Annotated in this window: 18 protein-coding genes and 1 tRNA gene; 6 read left to right on the forward strand and 13 right to left on the reverse strand. The window is 67.8% G+C overall.

Going from position 1 to position 17,520, the window contains the following annotated elements:
- Window positions 1–84: 84 nt before the first annotated feature.
- Window positions 85–1,461 (reverse strand): 30S ribosomal protein S12 methylthiotransferase RimO, encoded by a 1,377-nt coding sequence (gene rimO / locus WG901_RS01015; RefSeq protein ID WP_339585167.1) that lies wholly within the window; start codon window positions 1,459–1,461, stop codon window positions 85–87.
- Between the two features lie 89 nt (window positions 1,462–1,550).
- On the opposite strand from rimO, the gene WG901_RS01020 reads away from it, so the two are divergent.
- Entirely contained in the window at window positions 1,551–1,919 is a 369-nt protein-coding gene (locus tag WG901_RS01020; RefSeq protein WP_339585168.1) for a DUF1761 domain-containing protein, read from the forward strand.
- Here the strand turns inward: WG901_RS01020 and WG901_RS01025 are convergent.
- The 5 genes from WG901_RS01025 to WG901_RS01045 form a co-directional block, all read right to left on the reverse strand.
- A complete protein-coding gene (locus WG901_RS01025; protein ID WP_339585169.1) occupies window positions 1,912–2,970 on the reverse strand; it encodes a potassium channel family protein in 1,059 nt (352 codons plus the stop codon). The genes WG901_RS01020 and WG901_RS01025 overlap by 8 nt on opposite strands.
- On the reverse strand, window positions 2,967–3,797 hold the full coding sequence (locus WG901_RS01030) for a peptidoglycan DD-metalloendopeptidase family protein (RefSeq protein ID WP_339585170.1): 831 nt from the start codon (window positions 3,795–3,797) through the stop codon (window positions 2,967–2,969). Before WG901_RS01030 ends, WG901_RS01025 begins: the two co-directional genes overlap by 4 nt.
- On the reverse strand, window positions 3,794–4,555 hold the full coding sequence (surE, locus tag WG901_RS01035) for a 5'/3'-nucleotidase SurE (RefSeq protein WP_339585171.1): 762 nt from the start codon (window positions 4,553–4,555) through the stop codon (window positions 3,794–3,796). Before surE ends, WG901_RS01030 begins: the two co-directional genes overlap by 4 nt.
- A gap of 144 nt (window positions 4,556–4,699) precedes the next feature.
- The gene (gene serS, locus WG901_RS01040) at window positions 4,700–5,980 is read right to left on the reverse strand and encodes a serine--tRNA ligase (protein WP_339585172.1); all 1,281 of its coding nucleotides are present in this window, start codon (window positions 5,978–5,980) and stop codon (window positions 4,700–4,702) included.
- A gap of 57 nt (window positions 5,981–6,037) precedes the next feature.
- Window positions 6,038–6,112 (reverse strand) — tRNA-Val (locus WG901_RS01045).
- Between the two features lie 75 nt (window positions 6,113–6,187).
- Here WG901_RS01045 and WG901_RS01050 point away from each other — a divergent pair.
- Window positions 6,188–6,511, forward strand: coding sequence for a DUF3297 family protein (locus WG901_RS01050; protein ID WP_339585173.1), 324 nt, complete (start codon window positions 6,188–6,190; stop codon window positions 6,509–6,511).
- Between the two features lie 82 nt (window positions 6,512–6,593).
- Here WG901_RS01050 and WG901_RS01055 read toward each other — a convergent pair whose 3' ends face one another.
- Window positions 6,594–7,316 carry a CHAP domain-containing protein gene (locus WG901_RS01055; RefSeq protein ID WP_339585174.1) on the reverse strand — a complete coding sequence of 241 codons (723 nt, stop codon included), beginning with the start codon at window positions 7,314–7,316 and terminating at the stop codon, window positions 6,594–6,596.
- Window positions 7,317–7,443: 127 nt separating this feature from the next.
- On the opposite strand from WG901_RS01055, the gene der reads away from it, so the two are divergent.
- A complete protein-coding gene (der, locus tag WG901_RS01060) occupies window positions 7,444–8,823 on the forward strand; it encodes a ribosome biogenesis GTPase Der (protein WP_339585175.1) in 1,380 nt (459 codons plus the stop codon).
- A 72-nt stretch (window positions 8,824–8,895) separates the two neighbouring features.
- Here der and bfr read toward each other — a convergent pair whose 3' ends face one another.
- From bfr to WG901_RS01080, 4 genes are all read right to left on the reverse strand, one after another.
- Window positions 8,896–9,378 carry a bacterioferritin gene (bfr, locus tag WG901_RS01065; protein WP_339585176.1) on the reverse strand — a complete coding sequence of 161 codons (483 nt, stop codon included), beginning with the start codon at window positions 9,376–9,378 and terminating at the stop codon, window positions 8,896–8,898.
- A gap of 116 nt (window positions 9,379–9,494) precedes the next feature.
- Window positions 9,495–9,683: a (2Fe-2S)-binding protein gene (locus tag WG901_RS01070; protein WP_339585177.1), complete on the reverse strand. Its 189-nt coding sequence runs from the start codon at window positions 9,681–9,683 to the stop codon at window positions 9,495–9,497.
- A 72-nt stretch (window positions 9,684–9,755) separates the two neighbouring features.
- Window positions 9,756–11,006 carry a DUF418 domain-containing protein gene (locus tag WG901_RS01075; RefSeq protein WP_339585178.1) on the reverse strand — a complete coding sequence of 417 codons (1,251 nt, stop codon included), beginning with the start codon at window positions 11,004–11,006 and terminating at the stop codon, window positions 9,756–9,758.
- The gene (locus tag WG901_RS01080; RefSeq protein ID WP_339586615.1) at window positions 11,006–12,220 is read right to left on the reverse strand and encodes an SPOR domain-containing protein; all 1,215 of its coding nucleotides are present in this window, start codon (window positions 12,218–12,220) and stop codon (window positions 11,006–11,008) included. Before WG901_RS01080 ends, WG901_RS01075 begins: the two co-directional genes overlap by 1 nt.
- Window positions 12,221–12,483: 263 nt before the next feature.
- Between WG901_RS01080 and WG901_RS01085 the strand changes: the two genes are divergently transcribed.
- Genes WG901_RS01085 through WG901_RS01095 form a run of 3 tightly spaced genes read left to right on the forward strand, consistent with a single transcriptional unit; the run spans window position 12,484 to window position 15,163 of the window.
- Window positions 12,484–13,212: a ParA family protein gene (locus WG901_RS01085; protein ID WP_339585179.1), complete on the forward strand. Its 729-nt coding sequence runs from the start codon at window positions 12,484–12,486 to the stop codon at window positions 13,210–13,212.
- A 15-nt stretch (window positions 13,213–13,227) separates the two neighbouring features.
- Window positions 13,228–13,821, forward strand: coding sequence for a hypothetical protein (locus WG901_RS01090; protein ID WP_339585180.1), 594 nt, complete (start codon window positions 13,228–13,230; stop codon window positions 13,819–13,821).
- 28 nt (window positions 13,822–13,849) lie between these two features.
- On the forward strand, window positions 13,850–15,163 hold the full coding sequence (locus tag WG901_RS01095; protein WP_339585181.1) for an SPOR domain-containing protein: 1,314 nt from the start codon (window positions 13,850–13,852) through the stop codon (window positions 15,161–15,163).
- Between the two features lie 59 nt (window positions 15,164–15,222).
- Here the strand turns inward: WG901_RS01095 and WG901_RS01100 are convergent, their stop codons facing one another.
- Entirely contained in the window at window positions 15,223–16,473 is a 1,251-nt protein-coding gene (locus WG901_RS01100; RefSeq protein WP_339585182.1) for a dihydroorotase, read from the reverse strand.
- Window positions 16,470–17,477 (reverse strand): aspartate carbamoyltransferase catalytic subunit, encoded by a 1,008-nt coding sequence (locus tag WG901_RS01105; RefSeq protein WP_339585183.1) that lies wholly within the window; start codon window positions 17,475–17,477, stop codon window positions 16,470–16,472. The genes WG901_RS01100 and WG901_RS01105 overlap by 4 nt, the downstream gene beginning before the upstream one ends.
- Window positions 17,478–17,520: the final 43 nt, after the last annotated feature.

Here is a 17,520-nt window from a genome sequence, read left to right on the forward strand (position 1 = left end):
GAATCGGATACATCCCGCAAATGCGAAAACCGCCTAGTTTGTTGCACATTTTGCAACTATAATCGCCGCGGCGATCGGCTCTGTTCAGCTTTCCGCAATCACCCCGAACAGGTCATGCGCATCGGCGTCCTCGACCAGCACGTCGACGATATCTCCGGGCTTGAGCGCGGCCGAGACGTCGCGCAGGAACACGCTGCCGTCGATCTCAGGCGCGTCGGCCTGGCTGCGCCCGGTGGCGCCGCGATCGCCGTCTTCGTCGGGCTCGCCGACTTCATCGATGATCACGGGCAGGACGCGGCCGACCTTGGCGCCGAGCTTGGCAGCGCTGATCGCCTCGGTCTTTTCCATGATCCGCGCATAGCGCTCTTCCTTGACCTCATCGGGAACGGCGCCGGGCAGGTCGTTGGCGCTCGCGCCTTCGACGGGTTCGAAGCGGAACGCGCCGACTCGGTCGAGCTGGGCTTCGTCGAGCCAGTCGAGAAGGTACTGGAAATCGGCCTCGGTCTCGCCGGGGAAGCCCACGACGAAGCTCGATCGAATCGCGATATCGGGGCAGATTTCGCGCCAAGAGCGCAAGCGGTCGAGCACCTTGGCCTCGTTGGCCGGCCGCTTCATCGCCCTGAGCACGTTGGGGCTGGCGTGCTGGAACGGGATGTCGAGGTAGGGCGTCAGCAGTCCCTCGGCCATGAGCGGGATCACCGCGTCGACGTGCGGATAGGGGTAGACGTAGTGCAGCCGCACCCAAGGCGCACGGCCTTCGGGCGTGCGCAGCTGACCCAGCTCGCGCGCCAAGTCGGTCATGTGGCTGCGCACCTCTTGACCCTTCCAGGGATAGGCCTGGTGGCGGATGTCGACGCCATAGGCTGAGGTGTCCTGACTGATGACCAGCAGTTCCTTCGTGCCCGAAGCGACGAGCTTCTCCGCCTCGCGCAGCACTGCGTCGATGCGCCGGCTGGCGAGCTTGCCGCGCAGCTGCGGGATGATGCAGAAGGCGCAGGCGTGGTTGCAACCCTCTGAAATCTTGAGATAGCTGTAGTGCCGCGGGGTCAACTTCACATCGACGTCGCGCTGCGGGATCAGGTCGACGAAGGGCCCCTGGCTCGGCGGAGCGGCTTCGTGCACCGCGCCGACCACGTCCTCGTACTGATGCGCGCCGGTGACGGCGAGCACGCCGGGAAAGCGGGCGCGGATCGCCTCGGCCTCGTTGCCCATGCAGCCGGTCACGATGACGCGACCGTTCTCGGCGATCGCCTCGCCGATCGCGGCCAGGCTCTCTTCCTTGGCGCTATCGAGAAAGCCGCAGGTGTTGACCAGGACGACATCGGCGCCGGCATAGTCGGGGCTCATCGCATAGCCGTCGGCGCGCAGCCGCGTGAGGATCCGTTCGCTGTCGACCAGCGCTTTCGGACAGCCGAGGCTGACCATGCCGACCTTGGGCTGGGTAGGGAGTTCGATTGCCATTATGCGGCGGCCCCTACACGAGGTCGGTCAACTTCGCTACCGTGCTGCATCGATAGCAGATGGGAGTGGATATGGGGCCGGTCAACTGGGTGGCAGTGATTCTCGCGGCGAACCTCGCGGTGGCGCTGGGCATCGTCTGGCACGGGCCGCTGTTCCGCACCGGACGGCCGCTGCTCGAAGGCGGGCCGGCCAAGGGCTATGGCGTGGTGGTCGTGGTCATGCTGATCGGCGCGGTCATGCTCGGCCACAACTATGCGCGGATTGGCGCCGAGACCCTGGCAGCTAAGCCCTGGCTCTGGCTGATGCAGTCGGGCGGTGTGGCGATCGCCTTTATCATGCCCGCGGTCTGGCTGACCCAGGCGCGGCACGGAATGACCGTCGCGCACCGGTTGATCGACTGCGGTTACTGGCTCGCCGCCTACCTGGTGATGGGAGCGACCTTCTGGGCGCTCAGCTGACCGAGACGTCGTCCTGCGGCTTGGTCGGTATGATCTCGACGATCATGTCGCCCGCTTCGATCCGCTGAGCCGCGGCTTCCCAGAAGCCGATCGCCTTGCCGCCGCGATAGATGCGCAGCGCGCGGCCGTGGCCGCAGGCGTCGAGCGGCTTGCCAACCTCGTCCGCCGTCGCGAGGCGCTCGACGAGCTGAACCTGACCCGAGACCGAGGCGAGATCGGCCATGTAATCGGCGATATGCGTGCCCTGGGCCGAGCCCGCGAGCAGCAGGCCGGTGAAGCGCACGGGATTGATGACGTTGTCGGCGCCGGCCTGGCGTGCCAACAGCTCGTTGTCCTCGGCGCGGACGACCGCGCTGATCGGCACCTTGGGCGCGAGGTGGCGCACGGTCAGGACGATGAGGATCGAGGTGTCGTCGCGCCCGGCCGAGACGAGCACCGAGCGCGCTTCGGCGATGCGCACGGCGACCAGCGTCTCGTCACGCGTCGAATCGCCCTCCAGCACGTTGCAGCCCAGCGCCTCGGCCTCGGCCAGCCGCTCGGGCGACTTGTCGAGCACGACGATGCAGTGCGGATCGGTACCGCGCTCGATCAGTTCGTGCACGGCTTGGCTGCCGCTGATGCCGTAACCGAGGACGACGATGTGATCGTTCAGCGCCTTCTGGATGCGTGCCATCCGCCATTTCTCCCAGCTACGCTTGATGATGAAGTTGTAGGCCGTGCCAACGAAGATGAAGAGCACGAGCACGCGGATCGGCGTGACGATCACCGCCTCGATCAGCCGCGACTTGTCCGAGACGGGGGCGATGTCGCCGAAGCCCGTCGTCGTGATCGAGATCATCGTGAAATAGACGACGTCGAGGAACGAGACGTGGCCGTCGTAGCTGTCCTTCAGGCCCTCGCGATCCAGCCAGTGGATCAGGACGACGAAGAACACGAGCACCAGCGCGGCGGAAAGGCGGGCGCCGACGTCGGCCCAGACAGGAAACCGGATCGCGCGCTTCAGCGGCTGGAAGCGGATGAGCGGCTGCCTGAGGCGCTGAGGCCGCCTCATTTCGCCTCCGGCAGCTCCTCCGCCGGGTCGATCGGGCGGTTGTTGCGTCGCAGCTCGAAGTGGAGCTCGGGCCCTTTGGCCATGCCCGTACGGCCCGACAGGCCGATGCGCTCGCCGGCGCGGACGTCTTCGTTCTCGCTGACCGTGACGCGGCTGAGGAAGGCGTAGGACGAGGTCCAGCCGTTACCGTGGTCGATCACCACCAGGTTGCCGAACTGGCGCGGCTCGGCGCCCGCGAACAGCACCTTGCCCGGTGCCGAGGCACGCACGGCGGTGCCCACGGGCGTGCGGATGTCGATGCCGTCGTGATAGTCGCTCTCGGTACGCGCGGTGAAGCCGCGACGCACCGTGCCCTGGAGCGGCCAGCCGAAAATCTTCGTGGCAGAGGCGGCGGTTGCCGCAGCGGCAGACGCGGCGGCGCTGGCGGCAGACGCCGGCGGGGCGGGATCGGCGGTGGCGATCAGGGTCGGGATCAGCAGGACCTGGCCCGGCTTGAGCGGCGCGTCCTCGCTGAGGCCGTTGGCCACCGCGATGTCCTTCCACGGCACGGCATAGCGATAGGCTACCGTGAAACCACTGTCGCCGCGTGCGACCGTGTGGCGGCGCGTGCGCGGGATCTTGAGCTTCTGCCCCGTGCGCAGCGCATAGGGGGCCTTGAGGCCGTTCGCCTCGATGATCAGCACCCGCGGCACCTTGGCGCGGTTGGCCACGCCCATCAGCGTCTCGCCGGCGGTGACGACATGTTCGGTCTCGCGCTCGGCGGGGAGCGGTTCACCGGCGGCGACGAGCAGCGCGGCAGCCGCGGCGAGGAGTGCTGCGCGCTTCATGCGTAACGGCCTGCGAGCGCGGCCAGCGAGGCCTCGTGGGTGAGATCGAGCTGGAGCGGCGTCACCGAGATATAGCCGTCGGCGATGGCCTCGAGATCGGTCTGGTGACCGGGTGTATGCTCGATGCCGTGAAGGCCGAACCAGAAATAGGGGAAGCCGCGCGGATCGAGCCCTTCGACCACCGAGCCGCGCGCATAGTCGTGGAATCCCTGGCGGACCACGCGAATGCCCTTGACGCCCTCGGTGCCGACGGGCGGGAAGTTGACGTTCACCAGGGTGCGATCGGCAAAGGGCGTGTCGAGCAGCGGGCGCAGCACCTGCTCGCCCCAGTGCTCGGCGGCGTCGAAGGGCACGTTCGCGCCCAGGCCTTCCTTGGTGTAGACTTGGCTCAGCGCGATCGCGCGCACGCCGGCCAGCGCGCCCTCGAAAGCGGCCGAGACCGTGCCCGAATAGGTGACGTCGTCGCCCAGGTTGGCACCGCGGTTGACCCCCGAGAGGATCAGGTCGGGCTTGTCGGGCATTACCTTCTTGAGCGCCATCGTCACCGCGTCGGTCGGCGTGCCGGTGACCGAAAAGCGCCGCGCGTCGTGCTGCTTGAGGCGGACCGGGCGGGTGAGCGTCAGCGAGTGGCCGGCGCCCGACTGCTCCTCGTCCGGCGCGCAGATCCAGATGTCGTCGGAGAGCCGCGAGGCGATGCGTTCGAGCACCTGCAGCCCGGGGGCGTGGATGCCGTCGTCGTTGGTAAGCAGGATGCGCATGTTCGGAACGATAGCCCGCGAAAAATCAACCGTCATCCCCGCGAAAGCGGGGACCGCTCGCCACCATTTCCGCGATGTCGGATATGGCCGATAGAGGTTACCGCTTTCGCGGGAATGACGGACGAAGGCAAGCTTGCGTTGGTGCTATTCCCCGGCGGTCAGCCGCGTCAACCCGCCCATGTAGGGCTGCAGCGCCGCGGGCACCTCGACCGAGCCGTCGGCCTGCTGGTAGTTCTCGAGCACGGCCACGAGCGTCCGGCCGACCGCGAGGCCCGAGCCGTTGAGCGTGTGGACGAACTCCGTCCCCTTGGCGCCCTCGGGCCGATAGCGAGCGTTCATCCGGCGGCCCTGGAAATCGCCGCAGTTCGACACCGAGGAGATTTCGCGGAAGGCGTCCTGCCCGGGCAGCCAGACCTCGAGGTCGAAGGTCTTGCGCGCGGTGAAGCCCATGTCGCCGGCGCAGAGCAGCATCTTGCGATAGGGCAGGTCGAGCGCCTGGAGGATCGCCTCGGCCGCGGCGGTCATCTTCTCGTGCTCGGCTTCCGAATCCTCGGCGCGGCAGATCGTGACGAGCTCGACCTTGTCGAACTGGTGCTGGCGGATGTAGCCGCGCGTGTCCTTGCCTGCCGAGCCGGCCTCCGAGCGGAAGCAGGGGGTCAGTGCGGTCATGCGCAAGGGCAGGGCGCTCTCGGCCAGGATCTGCTCGCGCACGGCGTTGGTCAGGCTGACCTCCGCCGTCGGGATCAGCCAGCGACCGTCGGTGGTCTTGAACAGGTCCTCGGTGAACTTGGGCAGCTGGCCCGTGCCGAAAGCGGCCTCGTCCTTGACCAGCAGCGGCGGCGCGCATTCGGTGAAGCCGTGCTTGCCTGTCTGCGTGTCGAGCATGAACTGCCCGAGCGCGCGGGCGAGGCGGGCCATCTGGCCGCGCAGGAAGGTGAAGCGCGCGCCGGCGATCGCTGCGCCGGTCTCGAAATCGAGCCCGAGCACGGGACCGAGGTCGGCATGTTCCTTGGGCGTGAAGTCGAAGCTGCGCGGCGTGCCCCAGCGCGAGACCTCGACATTGCCGGATTCGTCCTCGCCCTCGGGGACTTCGGCGACGGGGATATTGGGCAGGCGTGCGAGTTCGTCGCGCTGGCGAAGGTCGAGGTCACGCTCTTCCTGTTCGAGCGCGGGTAGCGTCTGCTTGATCTCGGCCACTTCGGCCATTAGCGCGGCGGCTTCGTCCTCAGCTTTGCGCGCCTTGGCCGCACCGATCGCCTTCGAGGCCTCGTTACGGCGGTTCTGCGCCTCCTGCATCTTCGTCGCGACCGCGCGGCGCTGCGAATCGAGCGCGATCAGCGCCTGCGCCGAGGGCGCGACCCCGCGCCGGGCGAGGCCGGCGTCGAAAGCTTCGGGATTTTCGCGAATGAGGCGGATGTCGTGCATGGCGGGCCTATGCCAAGTTCGCCGTGCCGTATCAACTTGTGTTGAGAGCCGAAGGAATGGTGGGCGCGGCAGGGATTGAACCTGCGACCCCACCCGTGTGAAGGGTGTGCTCTACCACTGAGCTACGCGCCCATTCCGCTCGGGAAGCGCCCCTTACGCAAGGTCGAACGAATTGACAAGCGCCGTTGGTGGGATAGAGGCGCGGTCATGAGCGAAGAACAGACCCCCGACCAAACCGCGCCGCAGACCCCGGCCGCGTCCAGCGGTCCCGACGTCCCGCCCGATCACCTGGCGATCAACCCGCGCAGCCCGCATTTCGATGCCGACAAGCTGCAGCGCGGCGTCGGAATCCGCTTCAAGGGCGTCGTGCGCACCAATGTAGAGGAATACTGCATTTCCGAAGGCTGGGTGCGCGTTCAGGCCGGCAAGACCATGGACCGCAAGGGCCAGCCGCTGACGCTCAAGCTCTCGGGCCCGGTCGAGGCCTGGTACGAAGACCTCGGCGAAGGCGCACCGGTGGCGAAGGCCTGACATTGAACCTGTGACCCCGCCCGTGTGAAGGGTGGGGTCTGGGGTTCGGCTTCCTCACGGCATCGTGCTCTCGCCTCGGCGCCTAACGCCGCTTGCGCGCGATGATCTGGCCAATGGGGTCGTTGGTCAGCGGCGCGCGAGCCGGTGCGGCTTCGACCCGCGCTTCGGCCTTGGCTGCCGGTAGGCGCGACTTGCTGGCGAACTGCTTGACCAGCGCGCTCTTCTCTTCCGCGGTCCGCGCGACCTTGATGAGTTGCGGCTTGGTGATCTTCTCCGCGCCGGGTTTCTGGTTGTAGATGAAGCCGGTGACCGGCCAGGCCGTGCCGCCGAGCGCCTTGATCGGCGCGAACCAGACGCGGACCTGGCTCCAGTCGTTGTTCGGCGAGACGTCGACTGCGCGCACGTTGCGCTCGATCTGGCCGCGGCGGCCGTTGATCGGCGACCAGTTGGCGTGGCTGATCAGCAGGGTGCGCGAATCGACGATCTTGCTGACCGCTGCGACATGGCCAAGGCGCGAATTGCCCGAGGGGCGGAAGGCCATGACTGCGCCGACCTTGGGCTCGCGCCCGCGGTCGTAGCGGCCCGCGGCCTGGCCCCACCACGTATGTGCGTCGCCGAAGATGTTCACGCCGGTGACCCGGCGCGCATAGGGCACGCATTGCAGGTAGGGCGGAAGCGTGATCGCCCCGACACGGCCTGCGCCACCGCCGGCGTCGCCGTTGAAATCGATCGTCGACCGGGCGCCCACGGGCCCGGCCACCACCGTCAGCGCCAGAAGCGCGGCTGCATAATGTCTTCCCGCCATGGGGCAATAATGCAGGGTCGATGGTAAGCGCGGGCTTTCAAGCCGTGGTAAACGGGCCGGCAAGTATTTGTGCGAATCCGCGTTTCGCTTGCTAATTCGCCCGTCAGACGCCACTTGGCGGCCTATAATGCTTCCCCAAGTCATCATCATCGGCCGACCCAACGTCGGCAAGTCGACGCTGTTCAATCGGCTGGTCGGCAAGAAGCTCGCGCTGGTCGACGATCAGCCGGGCGTCACGCGCGACCGCCGTTTCGGCGAAGCGCACCTGCTGGGGCTCGATTTCACCATCGTCGACACCGCCGGCTGGGAGGACGACGATCCCTCCAGTCTGCCGGGCCGCATGCGCGCGCAGACCGAGGCGGCGCTGGTCGGCGCCAGCGTCGCGCTGTTCGTGATCGATTCGCGCGCGGGCCTGACTCCGCTCGACGAGGAGATTGCCCGCTGGCTGCGCGTTTCGCCGGTTCCGGTCATCTGCGTGGCCAACAAGGCCGAGGGCAAGGCCGGCGACGGGGGGCTGTTCGAGGCCTTTTCTCTGGGCTTCGGCGATCCCGTCGCGCTCTCGGCCGAGCATGGCCAAGGTCTGGCCGACCTGTTCGAGGCGCTGCTGCCGCATCTCGATGCGAAGCAGCGTGAAAGGGATGAGGCCGAGCCCGAGGAAGAGGTCGACGAACTGTCGGGCCCGCTCAAGCTCGCCATCGTCGGCCGGCCCAACGCGGGCAAGTCTACCCTGATCAACCGCTTCCTCGGTGAGGATCGCCTGCTGACCGGCCCCGAGGCGGGGATCACGCGCGATTCGATCGCGGTCGACTGGGCCTGGACCGATCCCAAGACCTCGGAGGAGCGGCAGGTCCGCCTGATCGACACGGCCGGCATGCGCAAGAAGGCGCGCGTGGTCGACAAGCTCGAGAAGATGTCGGTCGCTGACGCGCGTCACGCGGTCGATTTCGCCGAAGTCGTCGTGCTGCTGCTCGATGCGACGCTCGGGCTCGAGCATCAGGATCTCAAGATCGCCTCGATGGTGCTGGAAGAGGGCCGCGCGCTGATCATCGCGATCAACAAGTGGGATGTCGCCGAAGGACCGTCGGGCCTGTTCAATGGGATCAGCGCGGCGCTGGCCGACGGCCTGTCGCAGGTCAAGGGCGTGCCGCTGCTCTCGGTCTCGGCGCGCACCGGCAAGGGCCTCGACGAGTTGCTGCGCGTCGCCTTCGAAATCCGCGAGACCTGGAGCCGACGCGTGCCCACGGCCGCGCTCAACCGTTGGTTCGACGACGCCTTGGCTGCCAATCCGCCGCCTGCGCCGGGCGGCAAGCGCATCAAGATGCGCTACATCACCCAGATCAAGAACCGGCCGCCCAGCTTCGTCGTGTTCGGCACCCGCCTGGAACTGATACCCGCGAGCTACGAGCGCTACCTGGTCAACAGCATCCGCCGCGAGCTCGGCTTCGAAGCCGTGCCGATCCGGCTGACGATGCGTAGCTCGAAGAACCCCTTCGCCGACAAGAAATAGGCCGGCCAAGAAAAAACCTCCCCGAACCGAAGTGCGGGGAGGTCTTTCGATCGTCGATCTGCGCGGGGTGTCTTACGACGCCTCCGGCGCTTCGCTGTTGAGCTGCACGTAGTTCTGCAGGCCCATGCGCTTTATCATGTCGAACTGCTTCTCGAGGAAGTCGATGTGCTCTTCCTCGCTCTCGAGGATGTCCTCGAACAGCTCGCGGCTGACGTAGTCGCGCACGCTCTCGCAGTGCTGGATCGCATCCTGAAGCAGCGGGCGCGCTTCGTATTCGAGCTCGAGGTCGGCCTTGAGAATCTCTTCGACCGACTCGCCGATGCGCAGCTTGCCCAGAGCCTGGAAGTTGGGAAGACCGTCGAGGAACAGGATGCGCTCCGACAGACGGTCGGCGTGCTTCATCTCGTCGATCGACTCGTGGCGCTCGTAGTCGGCAAGCTTCTTGATGCCCCAATTGTCGAGCATGCGGTAGTGCAGCCAATACTGGTTGATTGCGGTGAGTTCGTTGAACAAAGCCTTGTTCAGGTACTCGATGACCTTGATGTCACCCTTCATATGTGCCTCCTGAATGTTGAGGCGCATATGGGCCAGCAAAGGGGCGCAAACAACCCCTAAACCCGCAGTATTCAGCCAATTTCTATAAGTAATTCAAGCTGATAATGATTCGCGTTTTAAGCGCAACCTGCGATCGCGAGCATGCTCCGCTCTTCCGCCAGAATATCCGAAGCTTCGTCGATGCATTGGCGGCACTGGGGTGTGCGGCCCATGGAGCAATAGACCGCATCTGCATCGCCCGAACAGCGACGTGCAGCGGATCGCAGATCGGTTTCGCGAATTGCATTGCAGATGCAGACGTACATCGGCCTCTCCGAATCACTTTCACCCCTTATAGCGCTAATGAGAACGCCTCGCAATGTTATTGCGATCAGTTCTCAGGTGGCGGAAATCCGCCGTATCGGCAGAAATCCTCGTTCAGTCAGCGAACGCCAAAGCCATTCGAGCGGCCCCTGGCGGAACCGCGCGAGCCACGATTCGCTCCAGCCGAGCATCAGCGCCCAGCCGAGCAGCACGAAGGCGAATTGGCCCGCGTGGCCGACCGTGCCGATGAGGCCGAGACCCCAGCCATAGAAGATCGCGGTCATCAGAACGGTCGAGGCGAGGTAATTGGTGAAGGCCATGCGCCCCGCCGCAGCAAGCTTGCGACCGAACCAGGTCCGCGCCAGCCGGGGGGCCGCGAGGACCAGCAGCGCGGCATAGGCCAGGGCCATCGCCAGGTGTGGCACCGCGGTCCAATAGAGGATCGCCGATGTCATGGCGCGCGGCGGGAAATGGCGCTCCCACAGCCAGGCCAGGATCGGCAGGGTCATGGCGAGGCCGATCGCGAGACCGAGCCCTGCGACGGCCCAGAGCCAGCGCCGCGGCCAGATGCCCGAGAAGAAGCCGCTTTGCAGAAGCACGGTGCCGATCAGCATCAGCGGGATCGTCTCGCCCAGGCTGGGCCAGGCTGTCTCGAGCGACCAGAACGGGCGGTCGCGCAGCTTGGCCAGGATCTGGTCGCCGAAGCCCAGCGCATATTCGGCGAGCTCGCGTGCCGTCCGTGCATGGAACTCGGCGAGATAGGCGGCATGGGCCTTGGCCTGGACGGCGCTGGCGAGGCCGAGGCGTGCCTGCTCTTCGGCATGGACCGCGGGCAGATCCTCCAGCGTGCCGGCCAGGTGCCAGCCGAGGAAGGCGATCAGCGCGCCCGTCACGAGCGGCACGCGCGGGATCTCGCGCAGGAACATCACGGCGATGCCGGACAGTGCGTAGAGGAACAGGATGTCGCCCCACCAGAACAGGAAGAAGTGGGCGAGGCCGAACAGCAGCAGCCAGCCGAGCCGGCGCATCTGCAGGATCTCGCCGTCGCGTCCCTTCGCCTCGGCGCGATCAATGAACAGCACGAGGCTTGCGCCGAACAGCAAGGTGAACAGCGCGCGCATCTTGCCTTCGAACAGCACGAACATGCCCGCGAAGGCGGCCTCGTCGAGCGGCGTCGGCACGACCGGGACCTGCGGTGTCAGCGCCGCGGTCGAAGGCCCGGCGAAAGCCGCGATGTTGACGGCGAGGATGCCGAGCACGGCGACGCCGCGGATCAGGTCGAGCGAGGAAATCCGGTCGTCAGGCCGCTCCTCCGCGGGCGGCATCAGTTCCTGACGGGGAGACAGGTGAAGCCGGCCGCGGAAAGTCGCGAGCAGGCAGACTGCGCATCCGCCTGGCTGGCGAAGCCGCCGGCCTGAAGCTTGGCGATCTTGCCTGCCGGCACGAGCAGTTTGGTGCGCCCGGCGATCTCGGGGCGGGCCTTCACGCGGTTCCACATGGCTTCGGCATTGGCAGGCACGCCGAAGGCGCCGAGCTGGACGCGCCAGGCGCCGTTGCTGGCTACGGCGGGGGCAGGAGCTGCCGTCGCGGGAGTCGCCGCGGGGCGGGCGGCAGCGGGCGGCTTCGCCTGCGGCTGGGCTGCGGCGACGCGGGCCGGAGCCGGCGCAGGGGTCGGGGCTGCGGTGACCGCGGCGGGTGTCTGCGGTCGGGCGAAGTCGGCGCCGGCGGTGCGCGGGCTGTCGGTGCCGGCGATGCGTTCGGCGATCGCGACCGCGGCATCGGGAGAGACAGGAGCGGGACGAACGGCCGCGGCCGCCGCTGCGGCCGTTCCTGCCACGCGTCCGGGCAGGGCGGCGGCGCTTGCGACGCGCGCGGGCACGGCGGCCGACGCTGCCGCGGGCAGCGTCGTGCCGAGATCGGCCGCGGCGATCTGCCGTTCGCGCGTCGCCTGGGCTGCGCTCGCGAGCTGCGAGGCGAGGTTCACGCTCTGCTGGCGCTGGTCGAGCGGGATATATTTGTCCATCTGCGACAAGGCCGGTGCGGCCTGGGCAAGGCCCGCCTGCTGCGCCAGGCTGACCAGGGCATAGGCGCGCACCCAATCCTTGGCGACGTTGTCGCCGTTGAAGTGGGCGAGGCCGAGCAGGTACTGCGAGCGCGGATCGCCGCGGTCCGATGCCGCCTTGATATAGGGCATGGCGCGCGACTGCTCGCCACGCTGGAACAGCAGCAGGCCGTAGTTGTCGGCCGCCTGGATGTGGCCCTTGGCGGCGGCCTTGCCGAACAGGTCCTCTGCCTTGGCGAGATCGACGGGCACGCCGCGGCCGAGCTTGTAGGCCTGGCCGAGGTTGAACAGCGCGTCGCTGTCGCCGCGGTCGGCGGGGGCCTTCCATTCGGCGATGGCCTTGGCATAGTCGCCGCGCGACCAGGCATCGACCCCGGCCTTGACGTCGGCCAGCGCAAGTGGGGCCAGCACCGGACTGGCCGCAATGAGTGCAACACCCGCAAGCCACGAAATCCGAAGCGTCGCCTTGATCGTCATCTTGCTCACCTAAGAAAAAAATCGAAATCCCGGTTCACGGTTACCAGCGGTCCGGCTTGGCCGAGCCTTCGCTGTCGACCCATACCCATTCGCCCCGTCCACCGTGCCTAACTGGCATAGTAAACCGCGGCTTAGCAAAAGTTTTATGCGGCGAGACGTGTCCCGGGCCGCGACGCGGGAGGGCAGACTTAACCTTAAATTAGGAACGATCTGCGATTTCCCCCGTCAGTTGAAAGTGCATTTCTTGCATCGGGGGACCAGCATTGCGCGTACTGGCATTGGCATCGCAGAAGGGCGGGTCGGGAAAGACCACCTTGTCCGGGCATCTAGCCGTGCAGGCCCAGCGCGCCGGCGCCGGGCCGGTCGTGCTCATCGATATCGACCCGCAGGGCTCGCTCGCCGACTGGTGGAACGAGCGCGAGGCGGAATTGCCCGCTTTTGCGCAGACCACGGTCGCGCGGCTGGCCAATGACCTTCAGGTCCTGCGCCAGCAGGGCTTCAAGCTGGCCGTCATCGACACGCCGCCGGCGATCACCATGGCCATCCAGAGCGTCATCTCGGTCGCCGAGCTGATCGTCGTTCCGACGCGTCCGAGCCCGCACGACCTGCGCGCCGTCGGCGCCACGGTCGATCTCTGCGAACGTGCCGGCAAGCCGCTGATCTTCGTCGTCAATGCTGCCACTGCCAAGGCGCGCATCACTTCGGAAGCCGCGGTCGCGCTGTCGCAGCACGGCACCGTTGCACCGGTGACCTTGCATCACCGCACCGATTTCGCCGCCTCGATGATCGACGGCCGCACGGTGATGGAATGCGATCCCAACAGCCGCTCGGCCAACGAAGTCGTCGCGCTGTGGAACTACATCGCCGACCGTCTCGAGAAGAATTTCCGCCGCACCGTGTTCGCCCCGCCTTCGGCTGTGGCGGTTCCCGGCCTTCCCGGCGCACATCGCCCGATCGGCGGCGGCTTCGGACGCCGCGTCGCCGGCTCGTAGGAAGGGGCAGGGGGCATGACAAACAGACCCGTTGCCTCGCTTTCGCCGACCCTGCTCGCGCGAAAGGGAGCCGCACGCCCGGCCATGCGGCCGCAATTGCAGCCGCTCCGAGCTTTCCAGGACAATGCCGCGCGTCAGCTCGACGATCTCGGCTGGAACGACATGGGCGCGGAGGCGGATGCCGCCGTCGTCGCTGCGGCGGTGATCGAAACGCCGGCGCCGCTGGAGGAAATTCAGACCGCGGAAATCGTGGCTCTGACGCCCGAGATCGAGATCGCGCCCGTACCGGTGCCTGAAATCGTGCAGCAGCTCGCCAAGATCGCCGCGCGCGTGAGCGGGAAAGGCAAGGCTGTCGAGCCTGCCAAGACCGCGCTCGCCAAGGCTGAACTGGCCAAGGTCGATCCGGGGTCGCGCCGCTCGGCGCTGTCCGACGGCCGCCGAGCCGCCTTCACGCTGCGCCTCGACAGCGAGCGTCATCTCAAGCTTCGCCTCGCCTGCGTCACGAGCAACCGCAGCGCGCAGCAGCTCGTCACCGAAGCGCTCGATCGCCTGATCGCCGACCTGCCCGACGTGGCGGATCTGGCGGCCCAGGTCCGCAAGTCTCGCTGAACCGATCTATTCTAAAGGGAATCTGTCCATGTCGCGCATGAGCCTCAAGACCGGCGTCAGTGCCAAGGCCATCCGGTTCGCGATCTCCGGTGTCGTCGCCGTCGGCCTCCTCGCCGGCTGCGCCGGATCGAAGCAACTGGCGCGCGCCGGCGATCACGCCGTGCGCACTGCAGGCAAGCAGTCGCGCGCGGTCGAGACGGCCGAGCAGGCCGTCGCCAAGAACCCGAACGATGCCGCGGCGCGCTTTGCCCTCGGTCAGGTCTATCTCGATGCCGGCCGCTTCCAGTCGGCGGCAACCACCTTTTCCGACGCGATCCAGCTCGGCGACACGAGCGGCCGCACGCAACTGAGCCTCGCGCTCGCGCAGATCGGTGCCGGCAATGGCCGCGCGGCCGTGGCCGTGCTCGACGAAAACCGCGATTCGATCGGCGCGACCGACCGCGGCCTTGCGCTGGCCCTCGCCGGCGAGACCACGCGCGGTGTCGGCGTTCTGCTCGACGCCCTGCGCTCGGGCGAGAACAGCCCCAAGCTGCGCCAGAACCTGGCTTTCGCCTATGCCCTCGACGGTAGCTGGCGCGAGGCGCGCATCACCATGGCGCAGGACGTTCCCGCAGACCAGATCGACGATCGCATCGGCGAATGGGCGATGATCGCGCAGCCCGAAGCCGGCCAGCGTCGCGTCGCCAGCCTGCTCGGCGCGCCGGCCGGCGTTGCCGATGCCGGACAGCCGGTCGCGCTCGCGCTCAACCCGGCCGCTCAGGCAGAGCGTTTCGCCGCGGCGGAAACGCCCAGGACTTTTGCCCCTGCCACGCAGGAACTCCCGCCCATCGATGCCGCTCCGGTCGCGCCGACGCCCGTTGCTCCGGCCTTTTCCGCCGCGCCTTCGACGGCTTTCGCGGCACCGGCTCCGGTCGCTCCCGTGGCTGCTCCGGCGAGCTTCGCTGCGGCTTTCCCGGCGGCCAAGCCCGTGATCCAGCCCGCTGCGAAGCCGGCGCGCGCCGCGCGTGTCGCAGCCGCACAGCCCGCCGTCACCGGCACGGGCGGCCATGTGGTTCAGATCGGCGCTTTCTCGAGCGAGGCCAACGCCAAGCGCGCCGCGCGCTTCTACACCGCGCGCAATGCCGAACTGCGCAACCTTCGCATCACGATCACGCCGGCCGTGGTCAACGGCAAGAACTTCTGGCGCGTCGCCGCCGCCGATCTCGATCGCGGCTCGGCCACGCGCCTCTGTTCGGGCCTGAAGAACCGCGGCAGCGCGTGCTTCGCCTATGCGGCAAGCGCCGCTCCGGCCCGGCCCGCCTTCGCGCTCGCCGGCGGCGCGGCCAAGGCGCGCCACCGCTAAGACTTTCGCTGCGGCGATTGCCCCAAGAACCCCTTCCCTTTGTGGGGGAGGGGTTTTTGCTATGCGCCGCGTTGGTGGCTGCCGACGGGCATGCCGCCTTTGAACAGCGCCAGCACGCGGCCCTGGACGGGTTGTTTGTTGAACGGCGTGTTGCCGGCGGCAGCGGCCATCTTGTTCGAATCGACGATCCACGGTCGCTCGTGATCGATCACGGCAATATCGGCTTCGGTGCCCGGCCTTAGCACGCCGGCCTCGACGCCGAGCAGCGCGGCCGGATTGGTCGCGAGCAGGCGGAAGACCTGGCCCATGTCGATCACGTCGTCGCGCACGAGGCTCAGGGTCAGCGGCAGCAAGGTCTCGGCGCCGGCCATGCCGGGCTCTGCATCGGCGAAGGGCAGGCGCTTGTCCTCGGGACCGCGCGGGTCGTGGCCCGAGGCGACGACGTCGATCGTCCCGTCGGCCAGCGCCGCGCGCACGGCCTGGCGATCGGCTTCCGAGCGCAGCGGCGGCGACAGCCGCGCGAACGTGCGGAAATCGGCGACGGCGATGTCCGAGAGCATGAAGTGCGCGGGGCTGACCCCGGCCGTGACGGCAACGCCGCGGGCCTTGGCCGCGCGCACCAGCGCGAGGCCGGCGGCGGTGGTGACTTGGCGCAGATGCAGGCGCGCGCCGCTCATCTCGGCGAGCGCGACGTCGCGCGCGATCGCCAAGGCCTCGGCTTCGGCGGGCGCGGAAGGCAGGCCCAGCCGCGTCGCCATCTCGCCGGCGGTGGCGACGGCATTGCCGACCAGCGCCTGGTCCTCGGCATGGCTGACGACGACGAGGTCGAGCATCGCGCAATAGCGCAGCAGGCGGAGCATCGTGCCCGAATCGGCGATCCAGCGGCGGCCCGTGGCCACCGCCTTGGCGCCGGCGTCGCGCATCATCGCGATCTCGGCGAGGTCGCCACCCTCGAGCCCGCGCGTCGCGGCGCCGAGCGGATGGACCCAGAGGTCGGGCTTGCCCGAGCGCGAGGCGTAGCGGACGGTCGAGGGACGATCGAGCGGCGGGCCCTGGTCGGGCATCAGCGCCGCGCGGGTAATTCCGCCGAAGTGGAAGGCCGGCTTGTCGATCGCGAAGACGCCGAGATCGACAAGGCCTGGCGCGACGATCGCGCCGCGGGCGTCGACCACGCGCGCGCCCTCGGTATCGACGCCGTCACCCAGTGCGGCGATGCGGCCATTCTCGACGCGGATCGCGCCTTTGGCCGGGGCACCTTCGGGCAGGACCAGATGGCCGTTGGCAATGACGAGGGGCGGCGCGACGCTCATGACCAGCCCTCCACGCCGCGCGCCTTTCGCGTCAGCACCTCGAGGCAGGCCATGCGCATCGCCACGCCCATCTCGACCTGGCGGGTGATCATCGAGCGGTCCGCGAGGTCGGCAACGTTCGAGTCGATCTCGACGCCGCGATTCATCGGCCCGGGATGCATGACCAGCGCGTCGGGCTTGGCCTTGGCCAGTCGCTCGAGCGTCAGCCCGTAGAGATGGCGGTACTCGCGCGGGGAGGGAATGAACGATCCTTCCATGCGCTCCTGCTGGAGGCGGAGCATCATCACCACGTCGGCGCCGGCCAGAGCCTTGTCGAAATCGTGATAGGGGGTGACCTTCATCTGCTCGATTCCCACGGGCATCAGCGCGGGCGGTGCGCAGACGCGCACCTCCGCGCCCAGGGTCGTCAGGCAGTGGATGTTTGATCGGGCGACCCGGCTGTGCAGGATGTCGCCGCAGATCGTCACGACCAGACCGTTGAAGTCGCTGCCGATCCTGTTGCGGAAGGCGGTGCGGATCGTCAGCGCGTCGAGCAACCCTTGCGTCGGGTGTTCGTGCTGGCCGTCGCCGGCGTTGAGCACGGGGCAATCGACCTTGTCGGCGATCAGTCGCACCGCGCCGGAAGACCCGTGGCGGATGACGATGGCGTCTGCGCGCATCGCGTTGATCGTCATCGCCGTGTCGATCAGCGTCTCGCCCTTCTTCACGCTCGACTGCGCGGCGTGCATGTTCACCACGTCGGCACCGAGCCGCTTGCCGGCGATCTCGAAACTCAGCAGCGTGCGCGTCGAGTTCTCGAAGAAGGCGTTGATGATCGTCAGCCCGGCGAGCCGATCGGCGCGTTTCTGCGGTTGGCGGTTGAGTTCGACCCACTGTTCGGCTTCGTCGAGGAGGAACAGCAGTTCGTGCGGAGCAACTCCGGCGAGACCGAGCAGCCCGCGGTGCGGAAACGCGAGCGATCCTGCCGGATAGCGGCCCGCGTGGGTTGGTTCTGGCGATGTCATTGAAGACGGTGCCTTACGCGGGTGGGGGCGAGTGCTCAACCCC

This window comes from Novosphingobium anseongense, assembly GCF_037482895.1.
Taxonomy (GTDB): domain Bacteria; phylum Pseudomonadota; class Alphaproteobacteria; order Sphingomonadales; family Sphingomonadaceae; genus Novosphingobium; species Novosphingobium anseongense.